General features: G+C 64.0%; 17 protein-coding genes and 1 tRNA gene. 15 read left to right on the plus strand and 3 right to left on the minus strand.

Going from position 1 to position 16,261, the window contains the following annotated elements:
- Nucleotides 1–28: 28 nt before the first annotated feature.
- Complete coding sequence (locus V9L18_RS13645) at nt 29–742, minus strand: response regulator (protein ID WP_337347714.1); 714 nt, start codon at nt 740–742, stop codon at nt 29–31.
- Entirely contained in the window at nt 739–2,379 is a 1,641-nt protein-coding gene (locus tag V9L18_RS13650; RefSeq protein ID WP_337347715.1) for a sensor histidine kinase, read from the minus strand. The genes V9L18_RS13645 and V9L18_RS13650 overlap by 4 nt, the downstream gene beginning before the upstream one ends.
- 141 nt (nt 2,380–2,520) lie before the next feature.
- On the opposite strand from V9L18_RS13650, the gene V9L18_RS13655 reads away from it, so the two are divergent.
- From V9L18_RS13655 to V9L18_RS13700, 10 genes are all read left to right on the plus strand, one after another.
- Complete coding sequence (locus V9L18_RS13655; protein WP_337347716.1) at nt 2,521–3,867, plus strand: cation:dicarboxylate symporter family transporter; 1,347 nt, start codon at nt 2,521–2,523, stop codon at nt 3,865–3,867.
- A gap of 260 nt (nt 3,868–4,127) precedes the next feature.
- Entirely contained in the window at nt 4,128–5,027 is a 900-nt protein-coding gene (locus tag V9L18_RS13660; RefSeq protein WP_104140710.1) for a ParA family protein, read from the plus strand.
- Nucleotides 5,028–5,034: 7 nt separating this feature from the next.
- Nucleotides 5,035–5,847: a segregation and condensation protein A gene (locus tag V9L18_RS13665; protein WP_337347717.1), complete on the plus strand. Its 813-nt coding sequence runs from the start codon at nt 5,035–5,037 to the stop codon at nt 5,845–5,847.
- Nucleotides 5,844–6,506 (plus strand): SMC-Scp complex subunit ScpB, encoded by a 663-nt coding sequence (gene scpB / locus V9L18_RS13670; RefSeq protein WP_337347718.1) that lies wholly within the window; start codon nt 5,844–5,846, stop codon nt 6,504–6,506. Before V9L18_RS13665 ends, scpB begins: the two co-directional genes overlap by 4 nt.
- Nucleotides 6,507–6,617: 111 nt before the next feature.
- Nucleotides 6,618–7,811 carry a pseudouridine synthase gene (locus V9L18_RS13675; RefSeq protein ID WP_337347719.1) on the plus strand — a complete coding sequence of 398 codons (1,194 nt, stop codon included), beginning with the start codon at nt 6,618–6,620 and terminating at the stop codon, nt 7,809–7,811.
- Nucleotides 7,812–7,814: 3 nt separating this feature from the next.
- Entirely contained in the window at nt 7,815–8,924 is a 1,110-nt protein-coding gene (locus V9L18_RS13680; RefSeq protein WP_337347720.1) for a prephenate dehydrogenase, read from the plus strand.
- Nucleotides 8,924–9,637 (plus strand): (d)CMP kinase, encoded by a 714-nt coding sequence (gene cmk / locus V9L18_RS13685; protein WP_337347721.1) that lies wholly within the window; start codon nt 8,924–8,926, stop codon nt 9,635–9,637. Before V9L18_RS13680 ends, cmk begins: the two co-directional genes overlap by 1 nt.
- 31 nt (nt 9,638–9,668) lie before the next feature.
- Complete coding sequence (locus tag V9L18_RS13690; RefSeq protein ID WP_337347853.1) at nt 9,669–10,346, plus strand: lysophospholipid acyltransferase family protein; 678 nt, start codon at nt 9,669–9,671, stop codon at nt 10,344–10,346.
- Nucleotides 10,347–10,356: 10 nt separating this feature from the next.
- Nucleotides 10,357–11,907: a ribosome biogenesis GTPase Der gene (der, locus tag V9L18_RS13695; protein ID WP_337347722.1), complete on the plus strand. Its 1,551-nt coding sequence runs from the start codon at nt 10,357–10,359 to the stop codon at nt 11,905–11,907.
- 147 nt (nt 11,908–12,054) lie between these two features.
- Nucleotides 12,055–12,131, plus strand: a tRNA-Pro gene (locus V9L18_RS13700).
- 50 nt (nt 12,132–12,181) lie between these two features.
- Here V9L18_RS13700 and V9L18_RS13705 read toward each other — a convergent pair.
- Nucleotides 12,182–13,051: an Fpg/Nei family DNA glycosylase gene (locus V9L18_RS13705; RefSeq protein WP_337347723.1), complete on the minus strand. Its 870-nt coding sequence runs from the start codon at nt 13,049–13,051 to the stop codon at nt 12,182–12,184.
- Nucleotides 13,052–13,168: 117 nt separating this feature from the next.
- Between V9L18_RS13705 and gcvH the strand changes: the two genes are divergently transcribed.
- From gcvH to V9L18_RS13730, 5 genes are all read left to right on the plus strand, one after another.
- Nucleotides 13,169–13,555, plus strand: coding sequence for a glycine cleavage system protein GcvH (gene gcvH, locus V9L18_RS13710; RefSeq protein WP_337347724.1), 387 nt, complete (start codon nt 13,169–13,171; stop codon nt 13,553–13,555).
- A gap of 143 nt (nt 13,556–13,698) precedes the next feature.
- Nucleotides 13,699–14,169: an FHA domain-containing protein gene (locus V9L18_RS13715; RefSeq protein WP_337347854.1), complete on the plus strand. Its 471-nt coding sequence runs from the start codon at nt 13,699–13,701 to the stop codon at nt 14,167–14,169.
- Between the two features lie 23 nt (nt 14,170–14,192).
- The gene (ftsR, locus tag V9L18_RS13720; protein WP_337347725.1) at nt 14,193–14,909 is read left to right on the plus strand and encodes a transcriptional regulator FtsR; all 717 of its coding nucleotides are present in this window, start codon (nt 14,193–14,195) and stop codon (nt 14,907–14,909) included.
- Nucleotides 14,909–15,412 carry a bifunctional nuclease family protein gene (locus V9L18_RS13725; RefSeq protein WP_066285823.1) on the plus strand — a complete coding sequence of 168 codons (504 nt, stop codon included), beginning with the start codon at nt 14,909–14,911 and terminating at the stop codon, nt 15,410–15,412. Before ftsR ends, V9L18_RS13725 begins: the two co-directional genes overlap by 1 nt.
- Before the next feature lie 237 nt (nt 15,413–15,649).
- Nucleotides 15,650–16,246: a MerR family transcriptional regulator gene (locus V9L18_RS13730; RefSeq protein WP_066290467.1), complete on the plus strand. Its 597-nt coding sequence runs from the start codon at nt 15,650–15,652 to the stop codon at nt 16,244–16,246.
- Nucleotides 16,247–16,261 lie beyond the last annotated feature (15 nt).

Below are 16,261 nucleotides of genomic sequence, written 5' to 3' on the forward strand. Positions count from 1 at the left end.
TATGTATACATTGCGGGGGTCTTGGCTGTTAGCGGCCGCTCCAACGGTATTCGTTTTCGGGCCGGCCCGGAGTGCCGTAACGCGGTGCCCGGGAGGCCGTTCCGGCGTCCGCGAGGTATTCCAGGTAGCGCCGCGCGGTAACCCTCGACATGCCCAGTGCCTCCATCACCTCGGTGGCAGAGACGGCTTCGGACCGTCCCTTCATAAACTCTTGTACTGATACAAGCGTGGAAATGGACAATCCCTTGGGCAGCGGCATCTCGGACGGGGCCCGGAGGCTGGCGAATGCCTGGTCAACGTCACTTTGTGAGGCCCCGGTTTTTTTGGAGCCCGACTCTGGGCTGGCCAGCTGCTGCCGGAAGAGCCGGTAGCTGGCGAGCTTGTCGGCAAAAGTGGCGTACGTAAACGGTTTGATCAGGTATTGCACTACCCCGATTGCTACGGCGCTCCGTACGATCGCGAGTTCCCGGACAGCCGTAATGGCGATGATGTCTGCCAGGATCCCTGCCGCACGCATCCGCCTGGCGATGTCCAGGCCATGGAGGTCCGGGAGGTTCATGTCCAACAGGACGAGTTCAACAGGGTCGCCCGAGGCGACGAACTCGGAGAGCAGCCGCAAGGCGGATTGGCCGTCAGGGGCGGTGCCGGCCAGGGTGAAGCCCTCCAGCCTGCCCACATAGGCCGCGTGCGCCGCGGAGGCCACCGGCTCGTCCTCAACAACGAGGACGCGGATATCGCTCACTGGAACTGCTCCTCTTTGTCGGTTCCGGCGGCAATGGCCGGAAGGAAGACATGGAACTGTGCCCCATCCGTGCCTGTGATGGTCATGGTACCGTCCAGCCGCTGCACCGCCTGCCGCACTAGGGCCAGGCCCACGCCGCGGCCGAAGGGTCCGGTCGCCTTGGTGCTGAAGCCATGCTTGAAGATATTGTCGACGGCGGCCGGGTCGATTCCCGGACCTGAATCCTTGACAGTGATGTCCAGGCCCTCGACATCGGACTCCACAGTTAGCTCCACGCGCTTGGGGGAATTGCCGTCCGCCGCGGCGTCGATCGCGTTGTCCAGCAGGTTGCCGAGAATGGTGACGAGGTCCTGGACCGCCAGTCCTGCCACCGAAGCGGACCCCATGGTGGTAAGGGTCAGTTTCACGCCGCGTTCGTTGGCTTCCGCGGCCTTTCCCATGATCAGCGCGCTCAGTACGGGCTCGTCCACGGAGCTGACCATCTCGTCGGTCAGCTGCTGGCTGAGCTCCAGGTCCTTGGTGGCGAACTCGAGTGCCTCGCGGGTTCGGCCCAGCTCCAGCAGGGAAACCATGGTGTGCAGCCGGTTGGCGTGTTCGTGGGTCTGCGCGCGGAGGGCGTCGGAGAGCGTCTTCATGGTTTCGAGTTCACTTCCGAGCGACTCGATCTCCGTCCGGTCCCGGATGGTGGCCACGGTCCCGTACACCGCGGGGCGGCGGGTTCCGGGGGAATCCGGTGCCTGGGCGGGGCCCTGATTCACCACCACAATCCGGGGGCCAGTCAGGTGGATCTCGTCGTGGGCGGTGCGGCCGGATTCAAAGAGATCTTTCAGGCTCTCCGTGAGAGGGAGGTCCGAGAGGGCAGGAGGTCGGGACGGGTCATCCCCCGAACCGTGGGGGACAAGTCCCAGCAGTTCGGCTGCCTGGTCGTTGTACATCACCACGCGGCCCCGGGTGTCGATCAGGATGAGGCCCTCGCGGACAGAATGGAGGACGGACTCGTAGTAGGCAAACAGCTGGGCGAGCTGCTCCGGCCCCCATCCACGGGTTACCCGGCGCAGGTAGCGGCCCAGCAGCCAGGAAGCTACGGATCCGCCCAGCAGCAGTGCCAGGCCCAAGGCCAGCAGTGCGGGCAACCGCCCGGACAGGGCAACGTCCACCGTCCTGACCGTGACCCCCGCGGCAACCAGTGCCTTGACGTTACCCGCCGCGTCCTTGACCGGAGCAATGGTGCGCACCGACGGCCCCAGCGTCCCGGCCGTCACCTCGGTGAACACTTCGCCTCGAAGCGCGGCATCGATCGAGCCAATGTAGGGCCGGCCGAGTTCCTCGTCCCGGGGATGCGTCCAGCGTGTCCGGTCAGGCGCCATGATAGTGATGAAGTCTGCCCCTGATCCGGCCATGACATCGAGGGCATACGGCTGCAGCAACGCCGAGGGATCCGGGGTGTCCGCAGCCTCAAGGACCAGCGGGTTGGCCGCGATCGCGGCGGCCACTCCGGTCATTCTGCGTCCGGCCTCATCGTAGCTGCGGTCCCGGGCGTCAAGATACGTGGCGGTTCCCCCGATACCGATGAACGCCAGCACAATGACCAGGTTCGCTACAAAGAGCCTGCGGGCGATACTCCAGTGGTGGATCATCAAGCACCTCCCATGACCAATATGAACGCAACGGTGAGCTAAGTCACGACCTGCCCAATGATGGATATCACACCGGACCGACGCGATGAGCCCAGAGAATGCGCCGCAGCGTCTACCAGATTATCCATAAGGAGACACATCATGGCTTCTCAACGAGGAGAGTCAGCAGCGCCTGCCAAGGCCGCCCGCAAGGGCCTGGACAAATCCCACTACCTCTACATTGCCGTCATTGCCGCCGTGATCCTGGGCGCCCTCGTCGGTCTGCTGTTCCCCGAAGTCGGCAAATCACTGAAACCGCTCGGCGACGGCTTCATCAAGCTCATCAAGATGATGATCGCACCCATCATCTTCTGCACGATCGTCCTGGGCATCGGCTCCATCGCCAAGGCTGCCACCGTCGGCAAGGTGGGCGGCTTGGCCCTTGGCTACTTCGTCCTCATGTCCACCTTTGCCTTGGGTATCGGCCTTGTGGTCGGCAACCTGATCCACCCGGGTGAGGGTTTGAAGCTGGCGGCCTACGACCCCAATAAGAAGGCCGAAGTAGACAGCACGGTTGCTTTCCTCCTGGGTATCATTCCGGGCGACATCCCCGTCCTGCCCACACTCTTCGCCGCCATCCTCGTAGGCTTCGCCCTCCAGAAGATGGGCGCGCAGGGCGCTCCTGTCCTCAAAGCCATCGGCCACGGCCAGGTGGTTGTGTTCCGGATCCTGATCATGATCATGTGGCTTGCTCCGGTGGGCGCCTTCGGTGCCATCGCTGCTGTTGTCGGCGCCACTGGCTTCGCGGCAATCGTGAGCATGTTCACCCTCATGGCTGCCTTCTACATCACTTGCGCCCTCTTCATCGTGGTGATCCTCGGCGGCCTGCTCCAGGTAGTGACCGGCGTCAACATCTTCAAGCTGATGAAGTACTTGGCCCGCGAATACCTCCTGATCTTCTCCACCTCTTCCTCCGAAGCAGCCCTGCCGCGCCTGATCGCCAAGATGGAGCACCTGGGTGTCTCCAAGCCAGTGGTGGGTGTCACCGTCCCGACGGGCTACTCCTTCAACCTGGACGGCACCGCCATCTACCTGACAATGGCGTCGCTGTTCGTCGCCAACGCCATGGGAACTCCGCTGGATCTCGGCGCCCAGTTGTCGCTGCTGATCTTCATGATCATCGCCTCCAAGGGTGCAGCCGGTGTCACCGGTGCAGGCCTGGCCACGCTGGCCGCCGGACTGCAGGCCCACAAGCCGGAACTTCTTGGCGGCGTCGGCATGATCGTCGGAATCGACCGCTTTATGTCCGAAGCCCGTGCCCTGACCAACTTCACGGGCAACGCTGTTGCCACCCTCCTGATCGGCACGTGGGTCAAAGAGATCGACAACGGGCAGGTTGGCCGCGTGCTCTCCGGCGAGGTTCCCTTCGACGAGGAGACCATGATCGCTGGCCATGGCGAGCCGGTGGAGCGCCCGGTTGAAGCCAAGCCGGTACCGGCCACCGTCTAGGTAACCGTCCGGGCGAAAGTCCCGCTGGCCAAGCCCTAATACCAACCGCCAAGACGCCCGTACAGCCCCGGCTGTGCGGGCGTTTTGCGCGCAAGGGAGCCTAACCTTCGACCTCTACCAGAAGGTAAAGGCTCAGAATGCACGCAAAGTCAAGTTCCCTCGAATACCGTGTCGGGGCCTGTAGCCTTGGTGAAAAGCAGGAACGGCGCTGGACTTCCAGCGGCAGGTAAATCACCGTCATCGAAAGTGTGGATAGATACGTGAGCAGCGAACAGGGTTCGGCAACTCTGGAAGGCACGGAACTCGATCTGGAAGACGCCGTGATGGGTCCCACCGGGCGCCCCCACCGCGAATTTCCGGAACCCGCCCCGCTGTCCTCCCACGGTCCGGCGCGCGTGATCGCCATGGTCAACCAAAAAGGCGGCGTCGGCAAGACAACCTCCACCATCAACCTGGCAGCAGCCCTTGCTGAATATGGCCGCCGGGTGCTGTTGGTTGACTTTGATCCGCAGGGTGCCCTCTCAGCCGGCCTCGGCGTCAACCCGCACGAACTCGACCTCACTGTCTACAACGTCCTGATGGACCGCAAGGTCGATATCCGCGACGCCATCCACCAGACCGGCGTTGAAAACGTCGACCTGCTGCCCGCCAATATCGACCTCTCTGCCGCGGAAGTGCAGCTGGTCAACGAGGTTGCCCGCGAGCAGGTCCTGGACAGGGCCCTGAAGAAGGTCGAAGACGACTACGACGTCGTCCTCATCGATTGCCAGCCCTCGCTGGGCCTGCTGACGGTCAATGCCCTGACTGCCGCCCACGGCGTGATCATCCCGCTGATCTGCGAGTTCTTTGCCCTTCGCGCCGTTGCCCTCCTGGTTGAGACCATCGACAAAGTCCAGGACAGGCTCAATCCACGCCTCCAGGTGGACGGCGTCCTCGCCACGATGTATGACGCCCGCACGCTCCACAGCCGCGAAGTCATCACCCGCTTGGTGGAGGCCTTCGGAGACAAGGTGTTCGAAACCGTGATCAAGCGCTCCATCAAGTTCGCTGACGCCACCGTGGCCGCCGAGCCGATCACCAGCTACGCCGGCAACCACATCGGCGCGGATGCCTACCGCCGCTTGGCCAAAGAGCTGATTTCGCGCGGCGGCGCACCCTAGCCAGGCGGTGGCTGAGTCCAAGCCCGGCTTTGAGGTGCGGCTGGCCAACTTCACGGGTCCGTTCGACCTCCTGCTGGGCCTCATCGCCAAGCACCAGCTGGATATCACCGAGGTGGCCATTGCCACTGTCACCGATGAGTTCATCAAATACATCCGGAACCTGCAGAAGCTCGGGGAGGACTGGGCTCTGGACGAGGCCAGCGAGTTCCTCGTCATTGCGGCCACATTGCTGGATCTCAAGGCCGCCCGGCTCCTGCCCGCCGGCGAAGTCGAGGACGACGACGACATCGCCCTCCTCGAGGCCAAGGACCTCCTCTTTGCCCGCCTCCTGCAGTACAAGGCTTTCAAGCAGGTCGCGGGCCTGATCGGCGGGACCCTGGAAGAGGAGTCCCGGCGTTTTCCGCGCCAGGTTGCCCTGGAGGAGCACTTCGCCGCCATGCTCCCCGAGTTGGTCTGGAAGCACACGCCCCAACAGTTCGCCCGGCTGGCCGAAGCCGCGCTGGAACCCAAGGCTCCCAAGCCCACTGAAGTTGGGCTGGGCCACCTGCACGGCAGCGCCGTTAGTGTGAAGGAGCAGGCAGAAATAATGGGCCTGCGCCTCCAGCTGGGGAATCCGTTGACCTTCCGTGCGCTGATCGCCGACGCCGAGTCCACGCTGGTGGTAGTGGCGCGTTTCCTGGCACTGCTGGAAATGTTCCGCGACAAGGCGGTGTCCTTCGACCAGCTGAGCCCGCTGGGCGACCTGACGGTGCACTGGACGGCGGACGGCCGGGACTGGTCCACCGAGAACCTGAGTGAAGAATACGAGGAGCAGCCGTGACCGAAGATGACTCTGCGTCCGCAGCAGATGAAGGCCTTGACGTCTGGAACCTCCCGGGCGGAGCGAAAGCCGCGGTCGAAGCTGTGCTGATGGTGCTGGACCAGCCAGCCACCGCCACCGAACTTGCCGCAGGCCTGAACCTGACTGTCGCCGTCGTCGAGCAGTTGCTGGCGGAACTGCAGCGTGAGTATAACGGCTATACTGTTAAAGCCCCGGACATGGACGTTGCCAGCGATGCTGGCTTCAGCGCCAGCCCCCGGGGTTTTGAATTGCGGAACATCGCCGGTGGTTGGCGGATCTACTCACGCACGGACTTCGCCGACATCGTCGGCCGGTTTGTGCTGGAGGGCCAGACTGCCAGGCTCACGCAGGCGGCGCTGGAAACTTTGGCCGTCATCGCCTACCGGCAGCCCGTTTCCCGGGCGAGGGTGTCTGCAATTCGGGGAGTAAACGTTGATTCGGTCGTGCGGACACTGACTCAGCGCGGGCTGGTCGAAGACGCCGGAAACGATCCGGAGTCAGGCGCCGTCCTGTACCGGACCACATCGTACTTCCTGGAGCGGATGGGAATAGGCTCCGTGGCTGAGTTGCCTCAGCTTTCACCCCATCTTCCGGGGCTTGAAGGCATCGAGGAGTTCTACGACGCCGGAAGAATGTAGGCGGGGCATCCTGCCTGCGCACAAGAGTATTCATCAGGGCAGATTTATTCTGCACGGCTGGCTAGTGTTGTCCTTGGACAACGTGCCGGTCAAAATATCGAAGGACGGGTCATGACACAGGCGGGACGCCAGGGTTCACCACGTAACAGTTCAGGACGTAACAGTTCAGGACGTAATTCATCACAGGGCGCAGCGGGCGGCGGTTTCCGCGGCGCCGCCGGAAAGCGCAATGCCGGGTTCGGCGGCGGCGACCGCCCCCACAAGGCACCCAAGCCCCGCGAGGAACGCTTTGTCGATCCCGACGAGGCAGCCGCAGGCCAGCCCGCCCGCGGCGCATCCGACTGGAAGCCGGCCGCCCCTTCATCGCGGAAGCCTGCCGCCCGCAAACCGGGCGCCAAGAAGGCGCCCGGCACGCCTGGCGCGCTCAAGCCCAAACCACGCACGGGCAAGCCGGGGGCAGCGGCATCCCGCGCGTTCGGCAGCGAACGGTTCGGACAGAACCTTGGCCCCGTGCGCAAGCCGTCGCGCAAGCGCGGTCCCCGCGGCGACGTCCCGCAGTCTGAACTGCACGACGCCGATGGCATCCGCCTGCAAAAGGTGATGGCACAGGCCGGCGTCGCCTCACGACGGGTCTGCGAAGAGATGATCACTGAGGGCCGCGTCGAGGTCGATGGCCAGGTTGTCACCGAACTGGGTGTCCGGGTGGACCCCAAGACCGCTGTCATCCACGTCGACGGACTCCGCATCCAGCTGGACGAAAACCTCGTCTACATGGTCTTCAACAAGCCCAAAGGCGTCGTGTCCACTATGGAAGACCCCGACGGACGCCCCTGCATCAGCGATTTTGTGCGGAAGACCCACCAGGGCGAACGACTGTTCCACGTCGGCCGGCTGGACGTCGCCACCGAAGGGCTGCTGCTGCTCACGAACGACGGCGAACTTGCCAACCGCCTGACGCACCCGTCCTACGAGGTTCCCAAGACCTACCTGGTGCAGGTCCGTGGACCATTCCCGCAGGGAATCGGCGCCCAGCTACGGGAAGGCGTGGAACTCGAAGACGGCTTCGCCTCCGTTGACTCCTTCAAGCTGGTGGACTCCACCCCGGGCCACGTGCTGATCGAAGTTGTCCTGCACTCTGGCAAGAACCGGATTGTCCGGCGCTTGTTCGATGCCGTGGGCTTCCCCGTGCTGCGCCTTGTGCGCGTCAAGGTGGGTCCCATCGGCCTGGGCGACCAGCGACAGGGCAGCATCCGGAACCTGGGCAAGCAGGAAGTCGGCCACCTGCTGGCATCCGTAGGGCTCTGACGCATGTCCGCTTTTCGTACGTACGGCCGCGGACACCTGAACGGACCGGTCGTAGTGATCGGCACGGGGCTGCTCGGCGCCAGCATCGGGCTGGGGCTGCGTGGCCGCGCCGTGCCTGTGTACCTTTCTGACCCGTCGCCCACCAACCAGGCAGTCGCCGTCGATATCGGGGCGGGGCTGCCGCTGGCGGAACTTGAAGGCGCCGCACCGGAACTCGTGGTCGTGGCGGCGCCACCGGATGTGACCGCCGACGTCGTCGCGGGCGCATTGGCGCAGTACCCGGAATCCGTGGTGGTGGACATCGCCAGCGTTAAGGCTGACATTCTGGCTGACCTGCGCGCCCGTGGTGCGGACCTTTCCCGCTATGTTGGCAGCCACCCCATGGCCGGCCGGGAAAAGTCCGGGCCCGTTGCGGCCCGGGGAGAACTGTTTACGTCCATGCCCTGGGTGGTTTGTCCGTCGGATGAGTCCTCGGCTGAAGCCACGCGGGTGGCGCGGGCCCTGGCCTCGGACTTGGGGGCCGTGGTTTCCCAATTCACGGCAGACGAACATGATGAGGCTGTGGCCCTCGTGTCGCACCTGCCGCAGGTGATGTCCTCGTTGTTGGCCAGCCGCCTGCAGGGAACGCCGCTGCACGCACTCTCGCTTGCAGGCAACGGCCTGCGTGACGTCACCCGGATCGCCGCGAGCGATCCCACATTGTGGGTGCAGATCCTGGGCGGCAACGCCCGGAAGGTGGTGGAGATCCTCTACGGTGTCCGCGAGGACCTGAACCGCCTCATTGGCACGCTGGAGGCGCCCGGCGCACCGGGCGCGCGGCTGGATCTCGCCCAGCTGATCAGCGAAGGCAACGCCGGCCAAGCACGCATTCCCGGTAAACACGGCGGCCCGCCGCAGGCCTACTCCTGGCTCACCGTCCTGGTGGACGACAAGCCGGGTCAGATCGCCCTTCTCCTCACCGAGATCGGCGAGATCGGCGTCAACGTGGAAGACCTCCGGCTGGACCATTCGTCGGGCCAGAATGTCGGCATGGTGGAGCTCTCCGTCCTGCCCAACAAGCACGACCACCTGATCGAAGCACTCAACGACCGCGGATGGCGGGTACTGCAGTAATGACACAGGAACTCCTCGACACCCTGCCCGCCCTGCGCGTGGGACGGCCCCTCGTCGTGGCAATCGACGGCCCGTCAGGTTCCGGCAAGTCCAGCGTGAGCAAGGAAGTTGCGCGCCGGCTGCGGCTCGCCTATTTGGACACAGGGGCCATGTACCGGGCGCTGACGTGGTTCTGCGTGAACACCGGAGTCGACCTCAACGACGCCGCGGCCGTGGAGCAGGCTGCCCGGGACCTCGTGTTGGAGCTAAGCACCAGTCCCCACGAGGACTACGTGCGGGTTGATGGGGTCGACGTTGCCGACGCCATCCGCGAACCTGCCATTTCCTCGGCGGTCAGTTCCGTGGCCACAACGCTGGGTGCGCGGACCGAGCTCATCCGCCGCCAGCGCGAGCTGATTGAAAAGCACCTCCGCCGGATGGTGGTGGAGGGTCGGGACATTACTACCGTCGTCGCACCCGGGGCAGAAGTCCGGATGTTGCTGACCGCCAGCGAGGAAGCCAGGCTTCGCCGTCGCGGCATCCAGCTTGGGGGTACCCAGAACGCCGAGCAGCTCGCCGCCCAGGTAATCCACCGCGACGCCAAGGATTCCACGGTGGTGAATTTCACCCAGGCCGCCGACGGCGTGGTGACGCTCGATTCCTCGGACTTGGACTTCGAAGAAACCGTGGACGCCGCCCTCGTGATTGTCACCAAGGTCCTCAACCGTGACTGACGGCGGCGCGAAGCTCCCCGCCGGCTGGACCATGGCTTGGAGCCGGCCGGTTGGCTGGATCCTGGACCATGCGGTGTACCGCACGTCGGTGACCGGCCGGGACAATGTCCCTACCGGGGGACCAGTGATCTTTGCCGGCAACCACATCAGTTTCCTGGACGGTCCGGTGATGTTCGGTGCGTCGCCACGTCCGATGCACATCCTGGTCAAGAAAGAGATGTTCAAAGGTTTCCTCGGCCGGGTCCTGCGGGCATCCGGCCAGCTTCCCGTGGACCGTTCCGGCGACCGTGCGGCGCTGTTGCTCTGCAAGGACGTGCTCGACGCCGGCCGTTGCGTCGGGATTCTTCCCGAAGGTACCCGGGGGAGCGGCCAGGCAACGGACATCAACAATGGCGTGGCATGGCTGGCGCTGAACTCGGGGGCGCCGGTAGTACCGGTGGCCATCCTGGGGACAAGGACCGGCGATGAACACCTGGACACTGTTCCCAGGCCGGGGCGGCGGTTCCATGTCAGCTTCGGCGATGCCCTGACGCTAAGCCGCAATCCCGGTGAAACCGGGCGTGCTTCAATGGACAGGGCGGGAATGGAAATCCGCGCTGCGCTGGCAGGGCACGTCCAGGATGCAATCAGACTCAGTGGGCAGCCTTTGCCCCACGCGGACCAACCGCTTGAACCAGCAGTAGCCGGGACGCCGGCAGATGACCACTAAGGAAAGTGCAATGAGCGATACGACTCAAACCTCCGGCCACTTCGGCGCCGGCGAAGACGAATACACGCCCACCGGCACAGACCAGGTGGCCGAGCGGCTGGCTGCCCTGGACGACGAAGAAGCAGAGACGCGCGCAGCGTCCCTCCGTGCGGGCCTGGAAGACTACGAACTTGATGAGGACGACGCCGCCCTGCTCAGCGGCGGGTACGACGACGAGGACTTCGACGGTCCGGTCAAGCTGGACCCCGTCCTGGCCATTATCGGGCGCCCGAACGTGGGCAAGTCCACCCTGGTAAACCGTATCCTGGGCCGCCGCGAAGCCGTGGTGGAAGATACTCCGGGCGTTACCCGGGACCGGGTGATGTACTCGGCTCACTGGAACGGGCGCAACTTCACGCTCGTGGACACCGGCGGCTGGGAGCACGATGCCCGCGGCATCCACGCCCGCGTGGCCGAGCAGGCTGAGATGGCCGTCGAACTTGCCGACGCCGTGCTGTTCGTTGTTGACTCCGCCGTGGGCGCAACTGCTACGGATGAGGGTGTCATGAAGATGCTCCGCCGCAGCAAGAAACCCGTCATCATGGTGGCGAACAAGGTGGACGACTTTGCCCAGGAGGCCGACTCGGCCACCCTGTGGGGCCTCGGCTTTGGCGAGCCGTACCCGGTCTCCGCCCTGCATGGACGCGGTGTCGCCGACCTCCTGGACCATGTCATGGACACCCTCCCGGAGTTCTCCACGATCGAAGGACTGGAGCGCTCGGGCGGCCCGCGCCGCATCGCGCTGATCGGACGCCCCAACGTGGGCAAGTCTTCCCTGCTGAACAAGCTGGCAGGCTCGGAGCGTGTGGTGGTGGACAACACCGCCGGCACAACGCGCGACCCCGTGGATGAGTTCATCGAACTCGGTGGCCGTACTTGGCGGTTCGTTGACACGGCCGGCATCCGGCGCCGCCAGCACATGGCCCAAGGCGCCGACTACTACGCTTCGCTGCGTACTCAGGCTGCCTTGGAGAAGGCGGAAGTCGCCGTCGTCCTGCTGGCCGTGGACGAAGTCCTCAGCGAACAGGACGTCAGGATCCTGCAGTTGGCCATCGAATCCGGCCGGGCGCTGGTCCTGGCGTTCAACAAGTGGGACCTGCTCGACGACGAACGCCGGACGTACCTGGAGCGCGAAATTGAACAGGACCTGGCCCACGTGGCCTGGGCGCCCCGGGTCAACATTTCCGCGCTGACGGGCTGGCACAAAGACCGCCTGGTCCCTGCTTTGGACCTTGCCTTGGAGAGCTGGGACAAGCGCATCCCCACCGGGCGCCTGAATGCCTTCCTCGGCGAACTTGTGGCGGCGCACCCCCACCCCGTCCGTGGCGGAAAGCAGCCCCGCATCCTGTTCGGCACCCAGGCATCCAGCCGCCCGCCGAAGTTCGTCCTGTTCACCACCGGGTTCCTTGACCCCGGATACCGCCGCTTCATCACCCGCCGCCTGCGGGAGACGTTCGGCTTCGAAGGCACACCCATCGAGGTCAACATGCGCGTCCGCGAAAAGCGCGGCAAGAAGCGTTAATTGCGACACACCAGCTGATCCGATGCCGGAAAGTGTCACAGGCACCCTCTGGCATCGTGTAAGCTTTTCAAGGTGGTTCGGCCGGACTGCTGAGTTGAAATCCTGGCTAACATCAGGAGTAAACGCAGCGGAGAACGGCGGAACTAACGGGCTGTAGCGCAGCTTGGTAGCGCACTTGACTGGGGGTCAAGGGGTCGCAGGTTCAAATCCTGTCAGCCCGACCAAAAACGGAAGCACCCCGGAGAATTTCTCCGGGGTGCTTTTGCGTTTGCTGTTATTTCAGGAACTTTGAGGTCCGCCGGTCCGCCAGGACCTTTCCATTGGTCTGGCATGTGGGGCAGTACTGGAGCGAGGTGTCCGCGAACGAAACTTCGCGGACCGTGTCCCCGCATACCGGGCAGGACTCACCCGTCCGGGCGTGGACCCGCATGTGGCTCCGTTTGACGTCCTTCAGCTCGCTGGGCGGCTTGCCGCGGGCTTCGGTTAGCGCCGTGCCAAGGACACTGTGGATGGCGTCGTAGAGTACCTGGACCTGACCCTGGTCGAGGGACTTGGAGATCGCGAAGGGCGATATTTTTGCGGCGTGCAGGATCTCGTCGCTGTAGGCGTTTCCGATTCCGGCGATGACACTTTGGCTACGCAGTAGCCCCTTGATCTGTTGGGAACTGGAGCGGAGGATCCCGGCCAGCGTATCGGCGTCGAACTCCGCACTGAAGGGATCCGGGCCAAGCGCGGCGATTCCCGGCACATCCTGTGGCTCGCGCACTACGTAGACTGCCAGGCTCTTCTTGGTGCCGGCTTCGGTGAGGTCCATCCCGTGCCGGCCATTGTCACCGGAAAAGGCCATCCGGACAGCGATGTGGCCTTTGCCCTTACGGAGCTCAGAGTTGCTCGGCGAGTCCGTGAAGCGGACCCAGCCGGCCCGTGCGAGATGAAAAACCAGCGACAAGCCGCCGGTGTCAATGCAGATGAATTTGCCGAAGCGGCGGACCCCTGTCACGGCCCGGCCGTACAACTCGGTATAAGGCGGATCCGCCGTCTTCAACACGGCGAAGGACACAACCTGGACCTGGTCCAGGACCGTACCGCGCAGATGGCCGTCCAGATAGTCAGCCAGGCCTGCAACCTCGGGAAGCTCGGGCATGCCCCCATCATGTCAGAATCCTCCTCGAACGCCCTGGGAGTTGTGCCTATACTTTCAGCGGCGGCTTGTTTTGCAGGCCCCGTTGACATTGGTGTTTGACTCGACGAAAGGCCCCAGATGAGCAACATTCCCGAAGACCTGTCCTACACCGCAGAGCACGAATGGGTGTCCGCGCCCAACGCCGATGGCGTGGTCCGCGTGGGCATCACCGACTTCGCCCAGGACGCCCTCGGAGACGTTGTCTACGCACAGATGCCCGAGGTGGGTACCAAGATCACCGCGAACGAGGTAGTGGGCGAAGTCGAGTCCACCAAGAGCGTGAGCGATATTTACGCCCCGGTCAGCGGGGAAGTCGTTGCACGCAACGACTCCCTGGACACCGATTCTGCCCTGATCAACTCCGATCCCTACGGTGACGGCTGGCTCATTGAAGTCAAACTGGCTGAAGCTGACGCTGTGGAGTCGCTGCTCAGTGCATCGGAGTACGAACAACAGGTAGGCTGAAAGCTAACCGGTTCATCCGGTCCGGCCACACGACGTCTTCGCACGTCAATGGCCGGATCCGGCGTCCGGAACCGGGCCTGCGAGGCAGGCTCGGAGGGGACATGTTGACTGCAGGTGACGCTGCAGCGGAAGAGGAGGAAGCCATGGTTGGCCACAAGCAAAACCCTGCCGATGGGGATTACGGTACAGGCAAGGCTTCGGAGACCACCTCGATCCATCTCACGCCCGTCACCGAAGAACCCACCATTACCCCCAAGCTCTCAATGGACGAGCGCAGCTCCGTCGAGGCGCTGCCCGCCGGGTCGGCGCTGTTGATTGCCCACAGTGGCCCCAACGCCGGTGCCCGCTTCCTGCTGGACTCTGACGTCACCACCGCCGGGCGCCACCCTGACGCCGACATCTTCCTGGACGACGTCACCGTTTCCCGTCGCCATGTTGAGTTTCGTCGTACGCCGCGCAGCTTCGAAGTGGTGGACAAAGGCAGCCTTAACGGCACGTATGTCAACCACGACCGCGTGGACAGCGTTGAACTGAAGTCCGGAAGCGAAGTCCAGATCGGCAAATTCCGCCTCACCTTCTACCTGAGCCCTGCCCGCGCTGCAGGCCGCGTCTGATCCCGGGGCAGTTGCCTGTGGCAATGGCACAACCGGAACGCCGGGGACCGCAGGTCCTGAACATCGGGGAAGTTCTCGCCCAGCTCAGCGGGGAGTTTCCTGGAATGACTGCGTCGAAAATCAGGTTCCTGGAAGAGAAGGGACTTATCAATCCGCGCCGTACCCCGGCGGGGTACCGGCAGTACTCAGACGGCGACGTCGAACGCCTCCGGTTTGTTCTGGCACTTCAGCGGGACCAGTATCTTCCCCTCAAAGTCATCAAGGACTATCTCGACGCGATCGACAGGGGAGAGCGGCCGGAGAACCTTCCGCCCGGCGTCGTGGTTTCACCGCGGATTGTCTCGGACGAGCTGGCAGCCGAGCTGCAGAACCGTGGACGGAAGCTCAGCGAGGAGCAGCTTCGGACCGAGTCCGGAGCCAGTGTCCCGCTGCTGCAGTCGCTGCTTAGCTTCGGGCTGATCAGCCACAGCAACGGCAAATTTGATGAGCACGCCCTGCAGGTGGCGCGCGCCTGCGTGCAGCTGGAAAGCCACGGCCTGGAACCGCGGCACCTGCGGCCATTCCAGGCCGCGGCCGAACGTGAATTCGGGCTCGTGGAGCGTGCAGTGGCGCCCCTCGCATCCCGCAAGGACTCGGCGTCCCAGGCCCGAGCGGCCGAAGCGGCCCGCGAAATCAGCGACCTCTGCCTCACCCTGCACCGGGCCCTGGTGCAGGATCACATCTCACGCATGGACATCTGATGATCGAAGTCGAGATCGTAGGGGTTCGGATCGAACTTCCCTCCAACCAGCCGCTGGTGCTGCTTCGCGAGATCCACGGCGAACGCCACGTGCCGATCTGGATCGGCACGCCGGAGGCCAGTGCTATCGCCCTGGCCCAGCAAGGTGTGGTCCCACCCCGCCCCATGACGCACGACCTCCTCGTTGACGTCGTTGAATCCTTGGGCCACTCGGTAGTCAGCGTTAACATCGTGGCCGTCGAGGACAACATCTTCTACGGCCAGCTGCAGTTTGAGAACGGAACCACCGTCAGCTCACGTGCCTCAGATGCGCTGGCCATCGCGCTGCGGGCCAAGTGCCGGATCTGGTGCGCCGACTCCGTGATGGATGAGGCCGGGGTCCGCATCACCGAACACGATGAAGGCGAAGACACCGAACCCGGGCCAACGGTCGATGAAGAACGTGAACTGCGCCGCTTCCGGGAGTTCCTGGACGACGTTGAACCGGAAGATTTCGACGGCTGACATCACGTTAAGGTTAAAGTTGAGGCTGAAAGTTTCGACACGCCCTGCCAAACAGCCGCACGTCTTTGACCTTGGGTCTTTGCAGGCCTAACGTCGAAGGTATCAAGTTCCCATTGCTTACGGCAGCCGCGCAAGTCACACTGTAAGGTGCGACCCCAGGAAATTACATGCATGGACTTCGTTCCGGTTCAGGCTGCCGCAGTTTTCCCCCGGGAGCTTATGACAAGGAGGATCCAGGTGAGTCCCAAAGGCGAAGCAGGCGAGCTGAAACAGCCCTCGACGGCTGGTGTTGCCGTGCCCGCGAGCGGTGCCCAGGGCCTTCTGTTTACCGAAGATCTGCCAGTCCTCGACGAAGACGCGGGTTACCGCGGACCCACTGCCTGCAAGGCGGCCGGAATCACCTATCGGCAGCTTGATTACTGGGCACGTACCGGCCTCGTGGAACCTGCCGTTCGAGGTGCTGCCGGTTCCGGTTCGCAGCGGCTATACGGTTTCCGGGACATCCTTGTCCTGAAGGTGGTTAAGCGGCTCCTCGATACCGGGGTCTCGTTGCAGCAGATCCGGACCGCGGTGGAACACCTGCGGGAACGGGGCGTGGAAGACCTCGCCCAGATCACGCTGATGAGCGACGGCGCCAGTGTCTATGAGTGCACGTCCGCCGATGAAGTCATAGATCTCGTCCAGGGTGGCCAGGGCGTGTTTGGCATTGCGGTCGGCCGAGTGTGGCGGGAGGTCGAAGGCAGCCTGGCGTCCCTCCCGAGCGAGCATGCGGCCGAACAGTCCTTTCCGGACGACGAACTCAGCAAGCGCCGTGCTGCCCGAAAAACCGGCTAAACCCTAGAACTTCAA

Origin of the sequence: Pseudarthrobacter sp. CCNWLW217, from assembly GCF_037203985.1 — a bacterium.
Classification (GTDB): domain Bacteria; phylum Actinomycetota; class Actinomycetes; order Actinomycetales; family Micrococcaceae; genus Arthrobacter.